The 18,947-nt window shown below is 35.4% G+C and carries 26 protein-coding genes and 1 pseudogene; 21 read left to right on the forward strand and 6 right to left on the reverse strand.

Features of this window, described 5'->3' with window-relative positions; genetic code table 11:
- The first annotated feature begins 172 nt into the window (after positions 1 to 172).
- Positions 173 to 1,585 (forward strand): Fe-S cluster assembly protein SufB, encoded by a 1,413-nt coding sequence (gene sufB, locus MHB61_RS12405; RefSeq protein WP_004255207.1) that lies wholly within the window; start codon positions 173 to 175, stop codon positions 1,583 to 1,585.
- A 202-nt stretch (positions 1,586 to 1,787) separates the two neighbouring features.
- Here sufB and MHB61_RS12410 read toward each other — a convergent pair whose 3' ends face one another.
- The 5 genes and pseudogenes from MHB61_RS12410 to MHB61_RS12425 form a co-directional block, all read right to left on the reverse strand.
- The gene (locus MHB61_RS12410) at positions 1,788 to 2,927 is read right to left on the reverse strand and encodes a tyrosine-type recombinase/integrase (protein WP_137015971.1); all 1,140 of its coding nucleotides are present in this window, start codon (positions 2,925 to 2,927) and stop codon (positions 1,788 to 1,790) included.
- A 116-nt stretch (positions 2,928 to 3,043) separates the two neighbouring features.
- Positions 3,044 to 3,934: an SAP domain-containing protein gene (locus MHB61_RS12415; protein ID WP_375294502.1), complete on the reverse strand. Its 891-nt coding sequence runs from the start codon at positions 3,932 to 3,934 to the stop codon at positions 3,044 to 3,046.
- 51 nt (positions 3,935 to 3,985) lie between these two features.
- Positions 3,986 to 4,183: pseudogene (locus tag MHB61_RS13845) on the reverse strand (hypothetical protein); the annotation flags it as partial.
- Positions 4,184 to 4,194: 11 nt separating this feature from the next.
- Positions 4,195 to 4,761, reverse strand: coding sequence for a hypothetical protein (locus tag MHB61_RS12420; protein ID WP_137015974.1), 567 nt, complete (start codon positions 4,759 to 4,761; stop codon positions 4,195 to 4,197).
- 28 nt (positions 4,762 to 4,789) lie between these two features.
- The gene (locus MHB61_RS12425) at positions 4,790 to 5,137 is read right to left on the reverse strand and encodes an XRE family transcriptional regulator (protein WP_063283793.1); all 348 of its coding nucleotides are present in this window, start codon (positions 5,135 to 5,137) and stop codon (positions 4,790 to 4,792) included.
- Positions 5,138 to 5,425: 288 nt separating this feature from the next.
- Here MHB61_RS12425 and MHB61_RS12430 point away from each other — a divergent pair, with 288 nt between their 5' ends.
- From MHB61_RS12430 to MHB61_RS12480, 11 genes are read left to right on the forward strand one after another with little or no spacing between them, the layout of a single operon-like run.
- Complete coding sequence (locus MHB61_RS12430; RefSeq protein ID WP_137015976.1) at positions 5,426 to 5,656, forward strand: hypothetical protein; 231 nt, start codon at positions 5,426 to 5,428, stop codon at positions 5,654 to 5,656.
- A gap of 14 nt (positions 5,657 to 5,670) precedes the next feature.
- Entirely contained in the window at positions 5,671 to 5,931 is a 261-nt protein-coding gene (locus MHB61_RS12435; RefSeq protein ID WP_014572159.1) for a hypothetical protein, read from the forward strand.
- 8 nt (positions 5,932 to 5,939) lie between these two features.
- Complete coding sequence (locus tag MHB61_RS12440; RefSeq protein ID WP_046781507.1) at positions 5,940 to 6,194, forward strand: hypothetical protein; 255 nt, start codon at positions 5,940 to 5,942, stop codon at positions 6,192 to 6,194.
- 48 nt (positions 6,195 to 6,242) lie between these two features.
- Positions 6,243 to 6,638 carry a hypothetical protein gene (locus MHB61_RS12445; RefSeq protein WP_129300326.1) on the forward strand — a complete coding sequence of 132 codons (396 nt, stop codon included), beginning with the start codon at positions 6,243 to 6,245 and terminating at the stop codon, positions 6,636 to 6,638.
- Positions 6,639 to 6,645: 7 nt separating this feature from the next.
- Entirely contained in the window at positions 6,646 to 6,855 is a 210-nt protein-coding gene (locus tag MHB61_RS12450) for a helix-turn-helix domain-containing protein (RefSeq protein WP_137015978.1), read from the forward strand.
- Positions 6,856 to 6,858: 3 nt separating this feature from the next.
- Positions 6,859 to 8,139 (forward strand): AAA family ATPase, encoded by a 1,281-nt coding sequence (locus MHB61_RS12455; protein WP_137015981.1) that lies wholly within the window; start codon positions 6,859 to 6,861, stop codon positions 8,137 to 8,139.
- An 11-nt stretch (positions 8,140 to 8,150) separates the two neighbouring features.
- Entirely contained in the window at positions 8,151 to 8,771 is a 621-nt protein-coding gene (locus tag MHB61_RS12460) for an HNH endonuclease (RefSeq protein ID WP_249351711.1), read from the forward strand.
- A 9-nt stretch (positions 8,772 to 8,780) separates the two neighbouring features.
- A complete protein-coding gene (locus MHB61_RS12465) occupies positions 8,781 to 9,818 on the forward strand; it encodes an ATP-binding protein (RefSeq protein WP_137015985.1) in 1,038 nt (345 codons plus the stop codon).
- Between the two features lie 19 nt (positions 9,819 to 9,837).
- Positions 9,838 to 10,416 carry a hypothetical protein gene (locus MHB61_RS12470; protein ID WP_137015987.1) on the forward strand — a complete coding sequence of 193 codons (579 nt, stop codon included), beginning with the start codon at positions 9,838 to 9,840 and terminating at the stop codon, positions 10,414 to 10,416.
- Between the two features lie 14 nt (positions 10,417 to 10,430).
- On the forward strand, positions 10,431 to 10,691 hold the full coding sequence (locus tag MHB61_RS12475; RefSeq protein ID WP_137015989.1) for a hypothetical protein: 261 nt from the start codon (positions 10,431 to 10,433) through the stop codon (positions 10,689 to 10,691).
- Positions 10,666 to 12,258, forward strand: a complete 1,593-nt coding sequence (locus MHB61_RS12480) for a DEAD/DEAH box helicase (RefSeq protein ID WP_137015991.1) — start codon at positions 10,666 to 10,668, stop codon at positions 12,256 to 12,258. Before MHB61_RS12475 ends, MHB61_RS12480 begins: the two co-directional genes overlap by 26 nt.
- Before the next feature lie 26 nt (positions 12,259 to 12,284).
- On the opposite strand, the gene MHB61_RS12485 is transcribed toward MHB61_RS12480, so the two are convergent.
- On the reverse strand, positions 12,285 to 13,037 hold the full coding sequence (locus tag MHB61_RS12485) for a DUF4393 domain-containing protein (RefSeq protein WP_137015993.1): 753 nt from the start codon (positions 13,035 to 13,037) through the stop codon (positions 12,285 to 12,287).
- Positions 13,038 to 13,095: 58 nt separating this feature from the next.
- On the opposite strand from MHB61_RS12485, the gene MHB61_RS12490 reads away from it, so the two are divergent.
- The 9 genes from MHB61_RS12490 to MHB61_RS12530 all read left to right on the forward strand — a co-directional run.
- On the forward strand, positions 13,096 to 15,384 hold the full coding sequence (locus tag MHB61_RS12490; protein WP_137015996.1) for an AAA family ATPase: 2,289 nt from the start codon (positions 13,096 to 13,098) through the stop codon (positions 15,382 to 15,384).
- 265 nt (positions 15,385 to 15,649) lie between these two features.
- On the forward strand, positions 15,650 to 16,228 hold the full coding sequence (locus MHB61_RS12495; protein ID WP_129300320.1) for a hypothetical protein: 579 nt from the start codon (positions 15,650 to 15,652) through the stop codon (positions 16,226 to 16,228).
- The gene (locus MHB61_RS12500) at positions 16,218 to 16,439 is read left to right on the forward strand and encodes a hypothetical protein (protein WP_137015998.1); all 222 of its coding nucleotides are present in this window, start codon (positions 16,218 to 16,220) and stop codon (positions 16,437 to 16,439) included. The genes MHB61_RS12495 and MHB61_RS12500 overlap by 11 nt, the downstream gene beginning before the upstream one ends.
- The gene (locus MHB61_RS12505) at positions 16,432 to 17,058 is read left to right on the forward strand and encodes a DUF1642 domain-containing protein (protein WP_137016000.1); all 627 of its coding nucleotides are present in this window, start codon (positions 16,432 to 16,434) and stop codon (positions 17,056 to 17,058) included. Before MHB61_RS12500 ends, MHB61_RS12505 begins: the two co-directional genes overlap by 8 nt.
- Entirely contained in the window at positions 17,058 to 17,414 is a 357-nt protein-coding gene (locus MHB61_RS12510; RefSeq protein WP_081144351.1) for a DUF1064 domain-containing protein, read from the forward strand. Before MHB61_RS12505 ends, MHB61_RS12510 begins: the two co-directional genes overlap by 1 nt.
- Complete coding sequence (locus MHB61_RS12515) at positions 17,411 to 17,620, forward strand: hypothetical protein (protein WP_170959140.1); 210 nt, start codon at positions 17,411 to 17,413, stop codon at positions 17,618 to 17,620. The genes MHB61_RS12510 and MHB61_RS12515 overlap by 4 nt, the downstream gene beginning before the upstream one ends.
- On the forward strand, positions 17,617 to 17,928 hold the full coding sequence (locus tag MHB61_RS12520; protein WP_137016005.1) for a hypothetical protein: 312 nt from the start codon (positions 17,617 to 17,619) through the stop codon (positions 17,926 to 17,928). The genes MHB61_RS12515 and MHB61_RS12520 overlap by 4 nt, the downstream gene beginning before the upstream one ends.
- A 3-nt stretch (positions 17,929 to 17,931) precedes the next feature.
- The gene (locus MHB61_RS12525) at positions 17,932 to 18,390 is read left to right on the forward strand and encodes a hypothetical protein (protein ID WP_137016007.1); all 459 of its coding nucleotides are present in this window, start codon (positions 17,932 to 17,934) and stop codon (positions 18,388 to 18,390) included.
- Positions 18,391 to 18,553: 163 nt separating this feature from the next.
- On the forward strand, positions 18,554 to 18,947 hold a 394-nt coding region (locus tag MHB61_RS12530), incomplete at its 3' end, for a phBC6A51 family helix-turn-helix protein (RefSeq protein WP_340817559.1).

Genomic DNA, 18,947 nt, shown 5'->3' on the forward strand with positions numbered 1-18,947 from the left:
TTGTCAGTAGCGGCTGAAAAAAGCTTTTTATCAATGGATAAAGGACTTGTTAGTAAGGCTGACAAGTCTGTCAGTAAAAAGCGATTGAATTGAGCTTTTTATCAATGGATGAAGGATTTGTCAGCAAAGCTGACAAGTCTGTCAGTAATAAATATGCCAAAGAGGAAGAAAAATGACAGAAAATAGTACACAAGAAGTCGTCAAAGACCTCGAAGAATATAAATTTGGATTTCACGATAATGCAGAACTTGAATTCACAACAGGTTTAGGTTTGACCGAAGAAGTTATTCGCGAAATTTCTGAAACAAAAAATGAACCTGAGTGGATGTTAGAGTTTCGTCTGAAATCTTTTGAAGCTTTTAAAAAATTGGACATGCCAAAATGGGGCCCAGATCTTTCTGGTATTGATTTTAATGATATTGTTTATTATCAAAAACCATCAGCAAAAGCTGCGCGTTCTTGGGAAGACGTTCCTCAAGAAATCAAAGACACTTTTGAAAAAATTGGTATTCCAGAAGCTGAACGTTCATATTTGGCAGGAGCTTCTGCTCAATATGAATCAGAAGTTGTTTATCATAATATGAAAGATGAATTTGAAAAATTAGGAATTATTTTCACTGACACTGATTCAGGATTACGTGACTATCCAGAAATTTTCAAAAAATATTTCAGCAAACTCGTTCCACCAACGGATAACAAATTGGCAGCCTTAAATTCTGCCGTTTGGTCTGGAGGGTCATTTGTCTATGTTCCTAAAGGAGTCAAATGTGAGATTCCGATTCAAGCTTATTTCCGTATTAACAACGAAAAATCAGGACAGTTTGAACGGACATTGATTATTGTTGAAGAAGGGGCATCTATTCAGTACGTTGAAGGATGTACTGCACCAACTTACTCTGCAAGTTCACTTCATGCAGCAGTGGTTGAAATCTTTGTTGAAGAGGGTGGTTATATGCGCTACTCTACTATTCAAAACTGGTCAGATAACGTCTATAATCTGGTTACCAAGCGTGCTGCTGCAGAAAAAAATGCGACGGTTGAATGGATTGACGGAAACTTAGGGTCAAAAGTATCCATGAAATACCCAGCCGTTCATTTGAATGGACCAGGAGCGCGTGGAACAATGCTCTCAATCGCTTTTGCTGGAGCAAACCAAAATCAAGATACAGGTGCTAAAATGATTCATAACGCACCAAATACTTCAAGTTCAATCATTTCTAAGTCTATTGCCAAAAATGGTGGAGCAGTCAATTACCGTGGACAAGTTACTTTTGGAAAAAATTCTAAAAAATCTGCTTCTCATATTGAATGTGACACAATTTTAATGGATGATTTATCAAAATCAGATACCGTACCATTCAATGAAATTCATAATTCACAAGTCGCCTTGGAACACGAGGCGAAAGTGTCAAAAATTTCAGAAGAACAACTCTATTATTTGATGAGTCGTGGACTTACAGAAAAAGAAGCAACTGACATGATTGTCATGGGCTTCATTGAACCCTTTACCAAAGAATTGCCAATGGAATACGCTGTTGAATTAAATCGCTTGATTTCTTATTCAATGGAGGGTTCTATCGGATAAAATAAAATAGTGTTGTTATATCAATGTTTTTTGGTTGAATCTTGTAAAAAATAATTTCAAAGGGGCACTAAAGGGGCATATATTAATAAGTTAAATAATTAGTGATACATACTGATTAATTAAATAATGTGTTTGTGCCCCCTAAAAGTCAATTATGGCCCTTGTAAATAAAAAGTGCCCCTTGTAATTGAGAGGCATTTTTTTATTTAATCTCATTTAGTTTTTTAACAATATCAATCTTAACAGATTTTGTGACGTGTGAGTAAATGCTAAGAGTTGTCTTATAGTCGGTGTGTCCTACTCGATCCATTGCAGCGCTTAGAGGTATTCCAAGTTCAGCGAGTAAAGCAATGTGAGAATGCCTAAAAATATGGGATGTAATATGCTTTGTTATTCCGACTTTTTCTGCAGCTCTCCTCACAACTACATTGAGAGTATCTAAGTCAACCGCAGCACCATTAACAGTAAAGAAAATATAGTTATCTTTATTAAAATCATTACCTTTCAAAGAACGATGAAGTTCTAATAACTCAAGTTGCTCTTGGATTATATTTTTAATGTTTTCTGAGATTGTTATTGTTCTGTAAGAGAACTCAGTCTTCGGAGTGGTTTTTATTTTCAACGCCCTATCATAAGTGCCGTTAATTGTTACTGTCCCATTTTCCAAATCTATTTCATGAATTGTAAGAGCAGCTGTTTCACCATAACGAGCCCCAGTATATGCCATAAATTCTACAAAATTGGCAATATGCTCAACTCTTGAAGTTATTCTCAGAACAGAAAGAATTTTTTTAATATCACTTAATTCAAGATAACTATCTCGTTTTTCCTGAACTTCATTAAAAGTTTTTGTTTTTTTGGGAGCTTTTACAAAACTGGCTTCATTTACTTCAAGATAACCCATCCTGACTCCGAAATCTAGAATGGAGTGAAATCTTTTCTTGAAACCATTGTAGTAGCTATAGGCATAGCCCTCGTCCATCATCTCGTTTACTAAATCTTGAATTAACCGGCGATTTATATTTCTAGCTTTTGCATTTTTACCGATTTTCTCTAATATACGATTATCATTTGCTGTTGTTCCACGAAGTGATGAGGCTTTGACCGTTGGAGACCAGTTTTTATAATATTCATCATATAAATCAACAAAAGTGATATCACTTCCTTCATTATGAGAAAGTATTTTATTTATTTTTTCAGTTAATTCTTTAAGTGCAATTTTTTGTGCTCGTGGTGTTTTTTTATCCAGGGTTACAGAAACCTTTTTTAATTTCTCTGTCAGTGGATCACGGTATCTTTCAAAATATTTATACTTCCCATTTGGTAAATCTTCTATCCACATTTGCTTTTTATACCTCATTTCTGATAAAATGGTATAGTAAAAAAGCTTATTCAAAGCCTTTATACTATTTTATAGTTTAAATCCGCCCCCCTTGTCGTCAAACTTGAGCGGATTTTTTATTTTCTCCAATCAGCCTTATACTTGTCAGGCAAATTAGAATATAAGCGAGAAATCAAAATGTTAAATTCCTCAATATTTCCACCCAAAATGTCATTCAATAATTCAATTGCATCATCAACTGAATTTACGATTGAAATCGGAAACTTAGGATAAATATCTTTCCAAATATTTCGAAGGTGAATTTCCAAATCTACCAGATCTAATTTAGTTTCTTTCATTACTTTATGCATAAGGTTTTGACGCCATTTTGGAACACCATATATTTCTAAAAAATTAAAATTTGTCAGACCACAGATATCTATGCAGAAAGCAATAAGAAAGTAGCGCATATCATTCGTAAGTTTGCACAATTCATTCACGGTTTGGATTGCTGTATTAAATTGTTTTTTTGATATCGCACTGTCTAAGGTAATTAATAGTTGCTTTTCTCTTTCTTTTTTAGATAGAATGCTTTTAATTTCAGTGGAATCTTTCTTATTTTTAGTTGAAGAAGTTCTAAATTCAGTGGATAGTAGTTTATCCTGTTTATGAAGATATTTAACCCCCTTGTCAGAGACATAGTAAACTCTTTGTTTAATAAGAGGCTCTAAAAATTTAGGAGAAAAATTTTCTTCTATCCTTGCAACTAACTCTCTCTTGTTTCCGGAGATTTTCAATTCTTTTGTTTTTAAAATATTTTTTAATTGTATAATAGTGAGTCCATCTAATGCCTCAAAGGGTTCAGCATAATGGATATATTCTTTATTAATAAGATTAATTATTGAATTTTCTTTTATTCCATGTTCAAACCAGAAATGCTCTGGAAATCTTGTTGAGACTGGTTTCTTATGACACCAATTTAACACTTCTATCTCAGCAGCTGTAAGCTCCGGTTTAGAATTAGACATTTGAGGAGCGTTTGAAAAGGTTGTAACTTCCTTGGATAACTCTTTTTTACTTTTAAACAAATCCCAAATTGAGAAAGTTGTTTTCTTATAAACTTTATTATATGCTGCCTTTTTCGGATTTTTAACCCAACCCATGCCCTTTTTTCCATAACCAGGAATGAGGGCTTTTTTTACTTTACGCTTATATTTGGCAGTTGTTCTAGCTTTAAAGCTTTTTTTAATGCTTGGTTTCCGCATTCCAAATTTCATGAAGCGCTCCTTTACATTACTTGTTTTTGAAGTCCAATTTTTGAATTTAGTTCTACTATAATACTTTTAACCAAAGACTCCCATTTATGATCGATGTGACATGCATCCATTATACTATAAACGTTCCAACTTTCGGGATCATCATCAGTTCTATCTAAGTAGTGTACAACTTGAGATTGAACTTCCTCTTTGTCCCACGTTTTAATCTTTGATTTCAGAACGATAATTTTTGTAAGTTTTTCCGGACAACCAGTCGCTTCAATGAAACGATTTATATCTTCAACCGTCCCATCATTTCTTTCAAAAATATCCCATAAAAGAAGAATGGCTTCTTTGTCAGCAATTTTTTCGCAAGGATTATCCCAGTCGTATTCCGAATGACGTATTAAATCTTTGTTTTTAGCATGTATATATTCGTGACATATTTCGAATGCAGTTGCTCTTTCTATATCTATGATTCCCCAACCATATTTATAAGAGATATAAGCACTTGCACCACTTAACTTTTCATATTTAAGTTCAATACCTAAATTTTCAATTTTAATAATTATAATTTCTAGTAGTTCTTTACCTGTCATAAACTACCGTCCTCTCTTTAATTTATAATCAATCAGATAGTTTATGAGCAAATAAACGTCGAATAATTTCTTTATCCTCTTCAGGGATAGGTTTACCTCCAACTGACAGAACGCTATCCCAGTCAAAATCTTTAGGTTTATTAGCTAAATCAGCCAAATCAACTGTTTGATTTTTGGGTTCAGTCGTATCACGTCCGAGTAAATAGTCAACCGAAACGTGGAAATAGTCAGCTACTTTTGCTAAATCACTTGCTTTAGGGTTTGAAGTTTTCCAACGATAAAATAAATTATCACTAAATTCTAAATCTGCAGATACAGCTGGTAATGATTTCCCTCTTTTTTCTGCAAGTTTTTTAATCCTATCAAATGTAGTCATATCAGTCATTATAAAGGTCTCCTATAAATAAATTTACAAAAACGTAGTTTTAACCCTTGACAAGAACTACAAAAACGTATATAATGATTCTTGTAAGATAAAAAGTTAGAAAAAACGTTAGAAAAACAACTTAATCACAAACACAATAAATAAGCTTCCCGGCAGTTTTATATGTTTAGTTAAGGCTTTTCTCTATGCCTTTATTCTATACGAAATGTAGTTGTATGTCAAGGGTGAACTACAAAAAATCTAACTTTTTATCTAACTTTTAGAGTTAGGAGGACAAAAATGTCAGAAGTAGAACAAAGTTTTGATTCTCAACGAATAAAGATTGTTGAGTATTTAGAAAAAGAAGGGTTCAGTAATAAAGATGTTATTCGTGCATACGAAAACATCAAAGAGCCACCTTATAAATTCGCTAAAACAGATATCAGCTCTGTATTAAATGGGAACCGAAAATATACTCAGTCTGTAAAATGGCTTATCACATTTCTCATTAAATACTTTGACTTAGATTAAGAAAGGAAATTAAAATGCCATACGCAAAAATAACCTATCTACCTGTAGAAAATGCAGAAGATGCAGAATGGTGTGACAAAAAACACCTTATGGAAGTCTGGCAAGGCTTATCAAAAGGCACATTAACAGCCTGGCTTACTGAAATGAGAGATCGACCTGAATTTAAAAAAGGTGTACTCAATCCAACTCACGGACTTGTATTTATCAATAAAGAAATATTCAAAGAGTTTGTAGAGTGGAAAGAAGCAACTCGTTATAAGAGTTATAAAAAATAGGAGGAAAAATGCTCAAAATTAAACTTTTAAACAAGTCTGACCAACAGTGGCTAGAGGGCCGAAAAGACGTTGAAGCACAATTGGAGATTTATAGTTCAATCCTGAACGCAAATGACCGTGTTCGAGCTATGAAACAGCCACGAGCCCAACCCAGTGAATCACTTGTTCATTACGCAAAAGAACAATCGCTTGGAATGTGGTTAGAAGAGTCACCATTCTTAGCAGAAATGAAAAAAGCCCGCACTGGTAATGCGAGCTGGTAGAAAATCTGTGGAAAGATTCTACCTTCATTATAACAAATTGGAGGAAACATGAAAAGCAACGTAAAATTTGATTTTACAAAAATCAAGAAAAGAACAGTTGGCGCTCGAAATATGATTTTGACACCGACTATCCATATTAGCAAAGGTGGAGATTTAGCGTTTTACTGTATCAATGTTACTGATGCCCCTTATTTCAGAGTTGCAAAAACTGGGAACTTAATTGGACTAGAATTTAGCAATAAACAATTTAGTAATTCGTTCACATCTCGTGAAAGAGGAAGTGCCTTCTGTGCAGTTGCTCGTTCAGTGATTAAAGAAATTGAATTTGAAAAGTATATTGGAACTGATTATCATTCCGCTAACTTTGCACTACAAAAAGAATCTGAAAATCTGTATTGGTTTGATTTAACTTCAACTGTCACTAAGTACAAGAAATTGAAGTAGGTGCACTATGATCAAAAATAAATTATTTTACTGGATGGATAAACAGAAAGTTTCTATTTCAGAAATTAGTAAAGATACAGGACTATCAAGAACTACCCTGACAGATTTAAAGTTTCATAGAACCGCAAGGATTGACCTTAGAATGTTAGAAACCTTATGTCAGTACTTCAACATTACTCCTGGAGAGTTTTTTGAATATAAACCAAAGGAAAAATAAAACATGATAAAAATCAATAAATTAGAAATTGAAAATGTGAAGCGTGTCAAAGCAGTTTCACTTGAACCAACACAAAATGGACTGACAGTGATTGGTGGACGAAATGGTCAAGGTAAAACATCAATCCTTGATTCCATTGCATGGGCTTTGGGTGGTAATAAGTACAAACCTAGTCAACCGCATCGTGAAGGTAGCGTACTTCCTCCAAATCTTCAAATATCATTGAGCAATGGTTTAGAAATCAAGCGTGATGGAAAAAACAGTGATTTGAAAGTCATTGATCCTAGCGGTCAAAAAGCCGGACAAAAACTTCTGGATAGTTTTGTAGAAGAATTTGCCCTCAATCTTCCAAAATTCATGGAATCATCAAATGCTGAAAAAGCAAGAACCTTGCTTCAAATAATTGGAGTTGGTGACAAGCTGGCAGAGTTCGAGAAAAAAGAACAAGAACTTTATAATGAGCGTTTGGTTATAGGACGAGTTGCAGACCAGAAAAAGAAATTTGCTGCTGAGATGACCTACTTCCAGGAAGCACCCAAAGAGCTTATCAGTGTGTCTGAACTTATTCAGGAACAACAAGCTATTCTTGCTAAGAATGCTGAAAATGAGCGACTGAGAGGGCAAAGGGATAGTCTGAAACAACATCAAACCCAACTTGATTCTGAAATTGCTCGATTAATCAAAGAGAAAGCCAAAGTTGACCAACAACTAGAAATTGCTGAAAAAGATGCACTTGATTTGCATGATGAGTCAACTGAGCAACTTGAGTACAGCATCAGTAATACCGAAGAAATCAATCGCAAAGTCCGTGCCAATCTTGATAAAGACAAAGCCGAACAAGATGCTCAAATTGAAAAAGAAAAATATGATAACTTGAGCGCTCAAATTGATCGTATTCGTTTAGATAAAAATCAGTTGTTAGAAGATGCAGATTTGCCTTTGCCGGGTCTGTCAGTAGCAGAAGGAGAGCTTCTCTACAAAGGTCAACGCTGGGACAACATGTCTGGAGCTGAACAGCTTAAAGTTTCAACCGCAATTGTTCGCAAACTTAATCCAGAATGTGGTTTCATCTTGATTGATAAGTTAGAACAGATGGACTTAGACACTTTGAAAGAGTTTGGCCAATGGTTGGAACAAGAGCAATTACAAGCGATTGCCACAAGAGTTTCAACTGGTGACGAGTGCTCAATTATCATCTCCGATGGTTACGGTGAAGAAACTGAACAAGCGGCTGTAATAGAAACACAACCAGCACAGCCAGAACAGACAAAATATCAGTTTTGAGGTGGTGGATTATGGAAATGAAACAGATTCCAGACTATCCTAACTATGCTGTGACTAGACATGGGAGAGTTTGGTCCTATAATACTAACAAATTTTTAGTACCTTATTTAACTAAAAAGAATATCGTCGTTATAAATTTGTCCGTTGAGGGTATGTGTTTTAAAAGAAGTCTATCTAGGTTGGTATTTATAACATTTAATGCCTATGAGCCTGAAATTGTGAGACATAAAGATAATAACCCCACTAACAATTGTTTGGAAAATTTAGAGGGGATATCAAAGGAAGAGCATTTAAAGCGTTTAGGAAATGCTAGCAATTTCAAAAATCAGAAAAGAAGGAAAATGATTAAACTTAATCCAGAAACTGGCGGTAAAGAAGTAGTGGTTTACCCTTATAAGTCGACTGAATACGATTGTGCTTTGAAATGTTGCAATTTTAAACGGCTAACTTTCAGAGGGAATTTATATTTTTACCCAGAAAGAAAAGATCAACTCATGGATGAAATAATTAAAAGAATACGACTAAACGATCTTTATATATCAAGTCATCCTGAAGATATACAAGGAAAATACGCCTGTAAAAGACGCATAACTGAGAATAAAAAATACCTTGAAATACTAGAAAAAATATAAGGAGAAGTAATGGCATTTAACATTACAAGCGGTCCAACTGCTACCGCTCAAAAAGTAGTTTTGTACGGAGTTGAAGGAATTGGGAAGTCAACCTTTGCTTCACAGTTTCCAAATGCAGTGTTCATTGATATCGAGGGTTCAACCTCAAATATGGATGTAATGCGAATGCCCTCTCCCCGAAGTTGGCAAATGATTATGGATGAGGTAGAAGATGTTAAACAACGTCAAATCTGCCAAACCTTAATCATTGATAGTGGGGATTGGGCTGAAAGAAAATGTAAAGAACATTTAGCCGTACTTGGAAAATGGACGGATAGTACAAATGATTATGGGGCAAAATATGTTTCTCTTGAAAAAGAATTTGGTCAACTTGTAAATAAGTTGAGTGATGTAGTTGAAGTTGGAATTAATGTTGTTGTAACTGCTCATGCGAAACTTAAGAAAAAAGAAGAACCTGACCAAATGGGTGCTTATGACCGCTATCAGCTAAAAATGGAAGATAAGACTGGAGCGATGTTGAAGGAATGGGCGGATATGGTTCTGTTTGCGAATTATGAAACAACGATTGTTACTGACAGCAAAACCAATTCAAAAAAAGCAACTGGTGGTCAACGTGTTATGTTTGCGGCACATCATCCAGGTTGGGATGCAAAAAACAGACATAATTTGCCTGACAAGCTGCCACTTGAATTTGGAGCAATTGCTCATATTTTCCAAAAACAAGCCACTCCACCGGTTCAAATGCAGCCACCAGTTGAGCAACCTCAACAAGAACAAGTAACTGCAGCAACCACGGTTGAAACACCTCAAGAAAACAATTTTGGACGTGAACCAAATATCATTGATCCAGCAATACCAAAAGAATTGGCTCAACTGATGTCAGTAAATGAAGTGACAGAAGAAGAAATTCGTAGATTGGTAGCAGAAAAAGGCTTTAGACCTTATGAAATGCTAGTTAAAGATTATCCAGATGATTTAATTCAAGGTGGTCTTGTTGCTCAGTGGGACAAAATTTTCACAGAAATTAAAGCTAAAAGAGCTTACTAAATAAAAGGAGAAATTAAACATGAACGATGATATGCAAATTTTAGGTTGGGACGATGAAGTAGAAGAAGGAAGCCCCTTCGTCCTCTTGCCAGAAGGTAATTATCCTTTCACAATTACAGGACTTGAAAAAGGTATTTATGAGAAGCCGGCAAACCGTGAAAGTAAGATTCCTGCTAATTGTCCTAAAGCGACAGTAACATTGGAATTCACAACATCTACTGGTGAAAAATCAACACTGACAGAAAACTTCTATCTTTATAAGAAAATGCAATGGAAAATCAATCAATTCTTTACATCAATTGGTGCTCCTAAAAATCCAGAAGGTAAGGTAAAAATGAACTGGGGCACTGTATTAGGTGCTAAAGGTGCGGCAAGTCTTGTTGTTAATGACTATACTGACCGTTCTGGGAATCCAGCTCAAAACAATAGAATCAAAGATTTTCTTGAACCAACTCAACAAACTGCTGCACCAGGTTATCAAGCACCACAACAAAATTATCAACAACCACCAGCTCAAACTCAACCACCTCAACAAAATGTAACGCCATTCCCACAACAAACTGCTGCACCTCAAAATGGCGCTAGCTATAACTTTTAAGGGGGGAATAGAAAATGCTTGCAGAAAAAAATCTAACAGGTAAATTTAAATTTGAGTTTTCAGAAGCTGTAAAAAGCTTCTCTCAATGGTTGGTAAGTATCGGCCAAGACTTCTCCTATAAAGAGAAAGATTATACTATCACAGCAAAATTTGAATGTGATGAAGACTATTATAATGCTGAGGCGAAAGCACTTGAATTAGAAGATAAAGCAAACCCTCAAATGAGCTTTGATTTAGAGGAGGATAATAATGGAACTCCGTCCATATCAGAATGAAGCGAATGACCGAATCCAAGAAGAATGGGCGAGTGGTGTCAAGAAGACGTTGCTCGTTCTTCCTACCGGATTGGGTAAAACCGTGACATTCTCAGATTTAACAAAACAATTAGTAAGCAAAGGTGAGCGAGTTTTAATTATGGCCCACCGTGGCGAATTACTTGACCAAGCTGCAGATAAACTTTTCAAAGTAACAGGATTGAAAGCTGCAGTCGAAAAAGCTGACCAAACTGCAAAAAAATCATTTTATAGCGTGACCGTCGGAAGTGTTCAAACCTTGATGCGTGAAAAACGGCTACAAGATTTCCCGCAAGATTATTATGACACTATCATTGTTGATGAAGCACATCACATTTTGGCCAGTAGTTATCAGAAAGTCCTTGAATATTTTTGTGAAGCTAAAGTTTTAGGAGTAACTGCAACTGCTGACAGAACAGACAAGAAAAATCTGGGTGAGTTCTTTGAGTCGCTCGCTTATGAATACACCTTGCCTGATGCGATAAAAAATAAATACTTGTCACCGATGAAAGCAATGACTATCCCATTAAAAATTGATTTATCTGGTGTTTCAATGTCAGCCGGTGACTTTAAAGCAAGTGAAGTTGGAAGTGCATTAGACCCTTACCTTTACCAAATAGCAGATGAAATGGTCAAAAATTGCTCAAACAGAAAAACAGTTGTCTTTTTACCGCTTGTAGCAACTTCTAAAAAGTTTCGAGATATTCTCAATGAAAAAGGATTTAGAGCTGCAGAAGTCAATGGAGATTCCAAGGACCGTGCGGAGATTTTAGAAGACTTTGACAACGGAAAGTACAACGTACTGTGTAACTCAATGTTACTGACAGAAGGTTGGGACTCACCAGAAGTCGATTGTGTCATTATGCTAAGACCAACAAAATCACGTCCGCTTTATGTTCAATGTATTGGCCGTGGCTTGCGTTTGGCAGAAGGCAAAGAAGATTGTTTGATTCTGGATTTCCTTTGGCACACAGAACGTCATGAGCTAGTTCATCCAGCACACTTGATTGCTAAAGATGATGAAATTGCTAAAAAGATGACTGAAAAAATGGCTGAGGTTGAAGAAGATGATCAGCTACAACTCTTTGATTTAGAAGAAGTTGCGAAGGAAGCTGAAAGTGAAGTCGTTCAAGACCGAGAAAACTCACTGGCAGAAAAATTGGCAACGATGAAAAAACGGAAACGAAAACTTGTGGACCCTCTACAATTTGAACTTTCTATTCAATCAGAAGACTTGATAAACTATGCCCCGTCTTTTGGTTGGGAAATGGCCCCAGCTTCTGATAAACAAATTGCAGCACTTGAAAAATTTGGCATCTTTCCAGAAGAAATTGAAAACTCTGGGAAAGCTAAAGTATTACTTGATAAATTAAATAAACGAAAAATGTCAGGTCTAACTACACCTAAGCAAATTCGATTCTTAGAAAGTCGTGGTTTCCAACATGTTGGAACTTGGGAATTTAATAAAGCACGAGGTCTAATTGACCGGATTGCTGGGAATGGTTGGAGAATTCCGGTTGACATTAACCCTAGTGAATATAAAAAATAAAAGAAATGAATTATAAATCGTTATGTTTATATACGTACGCATGAATTGATGAAGCCTACTCCATAAGAAGTGACATCGAGCCTGTTTACTTTCAAAACAGGTGATTCTTGTTTATACATTTCAAGATGTCTTTTCACATTCGGATGTTCCATAAAATATTCTTCATTTTCGATTATTCCTTCACTTATTTTAATTAAACCTAAACGATCTAAATTTGCTATTGATTTAGTTACATCTATGATACTTTGATTATCAAAGAGTTCATCAACAATAAAATAATCATTAAGTTCAAAATATCCATTAGGTCGTATTGATATTATTTTGGCAACAGGATGACTCATTGTATTTTTAAAACTTTTTAAGATATTAGCATCTAAAGGTGATAGTTGTTTAATGATTTCTACAAAAGATGGATGAGCAATCATGCCTTTTGATTTGTCCATAGAAGTCGTAATAAGCTTAGCAAACATCTCTCTTAATTCTTGCTCTTCTATATAATATTTTGAGGCATCTAAGGCTGGTCCAACAATAGAAAGCGGTGGATCCTGAAGGTTACCTTCATCAATAGAGATTATCCCTTGAGCCAATGATTCTTTGAATTTTTGAACAGAATACTCTCTTTTAACTCTTTTCCTTTCAGCCACTTCATGTAGTTTTTCAAATCCTATCAAGGTCATTATATCATCTAGTGCTTGACCTGGACCTTGTGCATTTGAAAATGTTGCTCCTGCAAAGCCAGCACTAAATGACATTAATGCATTAGAAATAATTTCACCCATAAAAAAACCTCTTTTCTATTCTTTATTAAATAATACCACAGAAAGTAGACAAAACCCAATGACAGATAAACTTAACTTAACTTTACTACTAGAATATATACCACCATCATCGCTTGATTATCTGGACTGGGTATCAGTTGGAATGGCTTTGAAATTCGAGGGCTATCCCTTTGATGTATGGGACAGTTGGTCACAATCTGACAGTAGATATAATGCACGAGAAATGGAATCAAAGTGGGATTCACTTGGCCATAACGGAGCTACACCAGTTACTGGCGCATTTATCACAATGAAAGCAAAAGAAAATGGTTGGTCTTCAAATTCTTATAAAGGAAATGATGGGAACGAATTCTTAGGATGGGATGATGAGGTGAGCGCAGCACGAGATTATAAGTTTATTGATAAATCTTGGCTTGAAGGGCAAGAAATCAGAGAGCCTGATGATAATTGGAAACCTGTAGAACAGCTTAAAACTTATATTCAAACGCTTTTCAAAAATGATGATTACATTGGTTACGTCATGAAATCTTGGCTGCGTGATGACGGAAAATATTCTGTCAGTGGCGCAGGTAACTATACTAGAACCGCAGAAGAATTACTCAATGAACTAAAAAAGTATAAAGATGAAAAAGACTTGAGTTATATTGTGGGAGATTCTGACCCTCTTGGTGGGGCTTGGATTCGTTTCAATCCTCTTGATGGTAAAGGGGTAAAAAATGAAAATGTTACTGAGTTTAAATATGCTCTAGTTGAATCGGATAATTTAGGACTTGAAAAGCAAAATGCAATCATGCGTGAATTAGAATTGCCAATTGCAGCTCTTGTCTATTCTGGTGGGAAATCAGTTCATGCCATTGTAAAAGTTGATGCGAAAGACAAAAACGAATACCGTGAGCGGGTTGAATACCTCTATAAAATTTGTAATAAAAATGGTCTTGAAGTTGATGGTCAAAATAAAAATCCGTCACGTTTATCTCGAATGCCTGGTGTAATTCGTGGAGAGCACAAGCAATTTCTTATTGATACAAATATCGGTAAAGCGAACTGGGAAGAATGGCAAACCTACATTGAGGATTTGAATGATGACTTGCCAGAGTTTGAAAGTCTTGCGGATATGTTTGAAGAAGACCCACAACTTGCACCAGTTTTGATTGACGGAGTTTTGCGCAGAGGTCATAAAATGCTTATCGCTGGACCATCAAAAGCCGGAAAATCATTTGCATTGATGGAGATGTGTATTGCGATTGCAGAGGGGATTCCTTGGTTTGGATTTAATTGTGAACGTGGAAAAGTCCTTTATATCAATATGGAGCTTGACCGCCCCTCAGCTTATAAACGATTCAAAGATATTTACCAAGGAATGAATGTTCCACCAAATCATTTAAAGAATATTAGTATTTGGAACATGCGTGGTCATTCTATTCCAATGGATAAATTGACACCGAAACTGATCAGACGTGCTCAAAAAGAAAAATTTGATGCGGTGATTATTGACCCAATCTATAAAGTACTGACAGGTTCTGAAAATGATGCGGAACAAATGGCCAAGTTTACAAATAACTTTGACAAAGTAGCTGCAGAACTTGGAACTTCTGTCATCTATTGTCACCACCACTCAAAAGGAGCACAGGGCGGTAAATCTTCTATGGACCGAAGTTCTGGTTCTGGAGTATTTGCCCGAGACCCTGACGCAATTCTTGACTTAATCGAACTTGAAGTTACTGACAGCTTGAGAAAGCAACAAGATGCCAGGGCAGTGGCTAACTTCTATGCAGCTAAAATCAGAGATGAAAAGCCTGAATATCTTAATGAAATTGGCCAAGATGAGTTTCTGTCAGCGCCTGAAATGCGAAAACATTTGGCTTTAGCATTTGGGGATGAACGTGCAAGAGAAATTGCCGGCTTTGAATTGGAACAAGTTCAACGAGTTGTGAAGTTGATGACTGCTTGGCGACTTGAAGGCACACTTCGAGAGTTTCCAAAGTTTGAACCAGTCAATTTGTGGTTTAATTATCCACTTCATTATTCCGATGATTCTGGAGTTCTGAAAGACCTTGAGCCAGTTGGAGCAAATGATAACAAATGGTCAAAAGGTGGTAAAAAAAGTGCAGATGTCCGCTCCTCAGCAGAAAAGAAAGCTGAACGAATTAAGAAGAATACTGAAAAACTTCACACTGCTTTTGAATCGCTTGATATGGAGGGGACAGGTAAAATCCGAATCGGAGAAATAGTCACATATTTTGAAGATAAAGTTACACGGAACACTATAAAAAATTGGATTAAAGAACAAGAAACTTTGACAATTGATGATAAAGGTTGGATAACTAAATTAGAAAATAATGAATAAATTATAAGTTTTATCGAACCTGTCAAACTGTCAAAAATTAGTTAATTTGACACCCCTTGTCAAACTGTCAAATTAACTAAAAGTAATATTTTTGACACCTGTCAAATTAACTAAAAATTGACACTTTGACACCTGTCAAAAAAGCTTGATAGCTACTCTAAAAGAGTCAGGGAATAGAATTGACAAGTAAATTATTTTGGGCAGACGTTTCACTGCCAAAAAATTATACAAGTCACTCAATTCTGCCGGGGACGGTGGAGGGGGAATGAAAATAAAAATTAGAAAAGTGAGGTTGAAAGTTGTGAGTAAAAAAAGAAGTAAAAAAAGAGATCTTGGAATTTACGGTCAAACAAATAGTCAATACTTTATAAGTTACTTTTCAAGTATTTCTCCAGTTGAAAAAGAGCAAATTGTTGAAATGATAAGCTACTCACCTCAATTAGCTTATGTTGTTTTGAAATGGGCTGTGAGTTCTGGGGTGATTACTAAAAGTTATCTAGTACCTGATAAAGAATTTAATTATTTGCAAGGAGCAAATTTCGGATTTGAGGAATATGAGCAAAAAGTTTTTTCTCGGAATTCAAAAAAACATGTTGTAGCTCGTAGAACAATCTTTTTAGAAATGGGATTAGATAAAATGCCCCCTCGTAAAAGTTCGCTTAAAGAATACAATGATTTTGATCGTGGGATTATTCAAATTTATCCAGTACTTGATTTCCTCATGGAGAAATTGAAACAGAGTGGAGATATGAAAAAATATTTGTTTAATCTGGCAAAAAAACAAGGGCTGATTGTTTATGATCCTGAAACTGGAAAGTGGCAAGGTAAGGATTATGGACTATGAAAAATTTTTCAACGATATTAAAAATTGGATTTTAGAGTGCAACTCACAGGCGATAAAATTAGGGTTCGGAAATGATGATTTTTGGAACTGGGTTGTAAATTCACTTGGAGAGCTGAGCACAAAATATAATTCACAGCCGCTGGTCATGAAGCAGACGAACATGTTACTTGACTGGCTAGAAGATACCTGGGAAGAGGTAAAAAATGGATAAGACATTTAAACAAAGACTGGAAATACTACCAATAAAAAATATTGAGCATCCTGTTGGAAATACTAAATATTATGTGGCCGTTCATGTTAAATCATTGATAGCACAAGCAGACGAAGAATATCAGGAGCTATTTGATAAATATAGTGATCTCAATGATAGCTATGAAAAAGAAGTAATCAGAAGTTCTAAACTAGAATCGCAAATCATTGATTTAAAATCCCAACTCCAACAGCAAGCCCTGCCAGTCGTGCCTGAGTGTGTGTCAGGAGCAATTGCATGGGATGAACAAATGGATAACAGCATAGCAAAAATTTTGAAGGATATATTCACTGCTAGTGATAAAGGTTTAAAAGAAGCAGGATTGTGGGTTAAAAATAATCCAGAAAAATATATCATTGCTCGAAATATCGGCTACACAGTCGAAAAACCGCAGCTGTTCTATTTGAAGAATAAGATAGAACTTGAAGATGTAGGCAGCGATTTAATTGGATATTTAAATTTGTTTTTAACAAATAATGGATATTTAACAAATAATATAAATCACGCAAAAAAATTCACCCAATCCGAAATCGACAGCATGCAAACTGGGAGATATGAGCAGATTGAGGTGGCGGAATAATGGCCCACAAATACGGAGCTAAAAAAGTAACGATTGATGGCATCACATTTGATAGTAAGGCTGAATCAATCTACTATCAGTTGCATAAGCATGAGCCGAACATGAAAATGCAAGAGAAATTTGTCTTACAAGATAAGTTCAGGCTCAATGGGAAAGCTTATCGGGAAATTTACTACAAGCCAGATTTTACTTTCTACGATGATGCTGGCAACTTAATCAAAGTAATTGATGTAAAAGGTATGATTTTACCCGAGTTTAAAATTAAGGCAAAGATGTTCGCTGCTCGTTATGGGTTGCCAATCACGATTGCGAAAAAAGTTGCTCGAAAAGATGAATTTACAGAAAGTGTGATTTGATGAAAATTTCCCCTGGAATTAAACGAAAACAGGCACTCAAATCCCAAACTAAAGCTCCGGATTTTGAATGTGTACTTCCATCAGCTTTGGCAGCAATTAGACTAGTGGTTGATGATTCTGTTGAAATCAATGAAGTTTACATCTCATTAAAAAGTGAAGGAGCACTATTGAGTTACAGTTATAAAGATTTGGAGGAAATAGAGTGACATTAATTGATGAAATTAAATCATCTCAAAAAGAATCTCATGAAAAATGGTTTGAGAGATGGTATGGAAAAACTGATTTAGAGAATGCTATCAGAATTTCAGCACAACAAGGATATACAGGTTACAGAATTCGAGTAAGCAAACAGGATGATAGTTATTTAAGATTGAGGTTAGGTAATAAAGAAACTATTTCTCTTTTAAAAGAAAAGCTCGGTGAAGGTTTTACTATAACACTCAGAGAAATCCACGGGGAGAATATCTTTGGAATTAAGACTTATGAATCATTCATTCAGCTTTTGTGGGGGTAAATATTGAAAGTAAGTACAGAGTATGGGTATTTAATCAAAGCACTGAGAGAATATCCATTTGAAGCACAAGTAAAACGGAGATGCGAAGAAATTCAATATCCAGTAAGTCATAGTGGATTAGACCCCAATTGGTGGATTACTCCTCAAAATTTGGTTCGTGACCCAAAAGTTTTAAGTGACATCATTAAGTTAGAATGTGATCCAACATTAATTAAGTATAGGCGGCAGTTTAAAGCGATTCAAGAAATGATTGCTGAAACAGACCCCGGTCATTGGAAAATAATCAAGGCTGTTTATATTCACAATGAATTGACTGTTGAAGGGGCATTGATGCGATTTGGGTTTGGTAAAAAGACTCAAGCTTATAAAAATATCATTCGTCCGTTTTTTGAAAAATTGGAATATAAGATTGATGAAATTGCTGCAGAAGAACGCATCGAAATAAATTTTGCGGAAAAGTGACCGTTTTTGCTAAAAAATAGCGAACAAGTGACCGAAAAAATGAGTTAAAATAGTATTGTGAACGAGTGAATGATGATACGACTCATTTTTTCCTTTTAGATTTTACCTGTCAGAAATGGCAGGTTTTTTTATACAAATTTTACAGAAAGCGAGGTACAAAAATGTGACAAAAGGTAACATATACAAGCCAACTACAGCTGAAAAAAAATTACTTGAAGTGCTTATAAATCCAGAAAATGCAGGTAAAACTGTTACAGATATTTGTAACCTTGCGAATGTAAGCCGTCGTAAGTATTATGAAGCGATGGGGAAAGAGGAGTTCTCAAATCTCGTCAATGAGACCACAATGGACTTGGTCACAGCTAAAGCGGGTAGTGTTTTAAATGCTGCTTATAAGTATGCTATGAAAGAAAAAGGATTCCAGGACCGCAAAATGATTTTAACAATTGCTGGAATTTACGTCGATAAAGCTCAAACGGAGCTGTCTGGAGGAATAAAGGTTTCAAATCCTTATGAAGGCTTGACGGAAGAAGAGCTTAGAAAGTTGGCGAGTCGAG

This window comes from Lactococcus sp. FSL K6-0773 (assembly GCF_038006485.1).
GTDB lineage: Bacteria > Bacillota > Bacilli > Lactobacillales > Streptococcaceae > Lactococcus > Lactococcus lactis.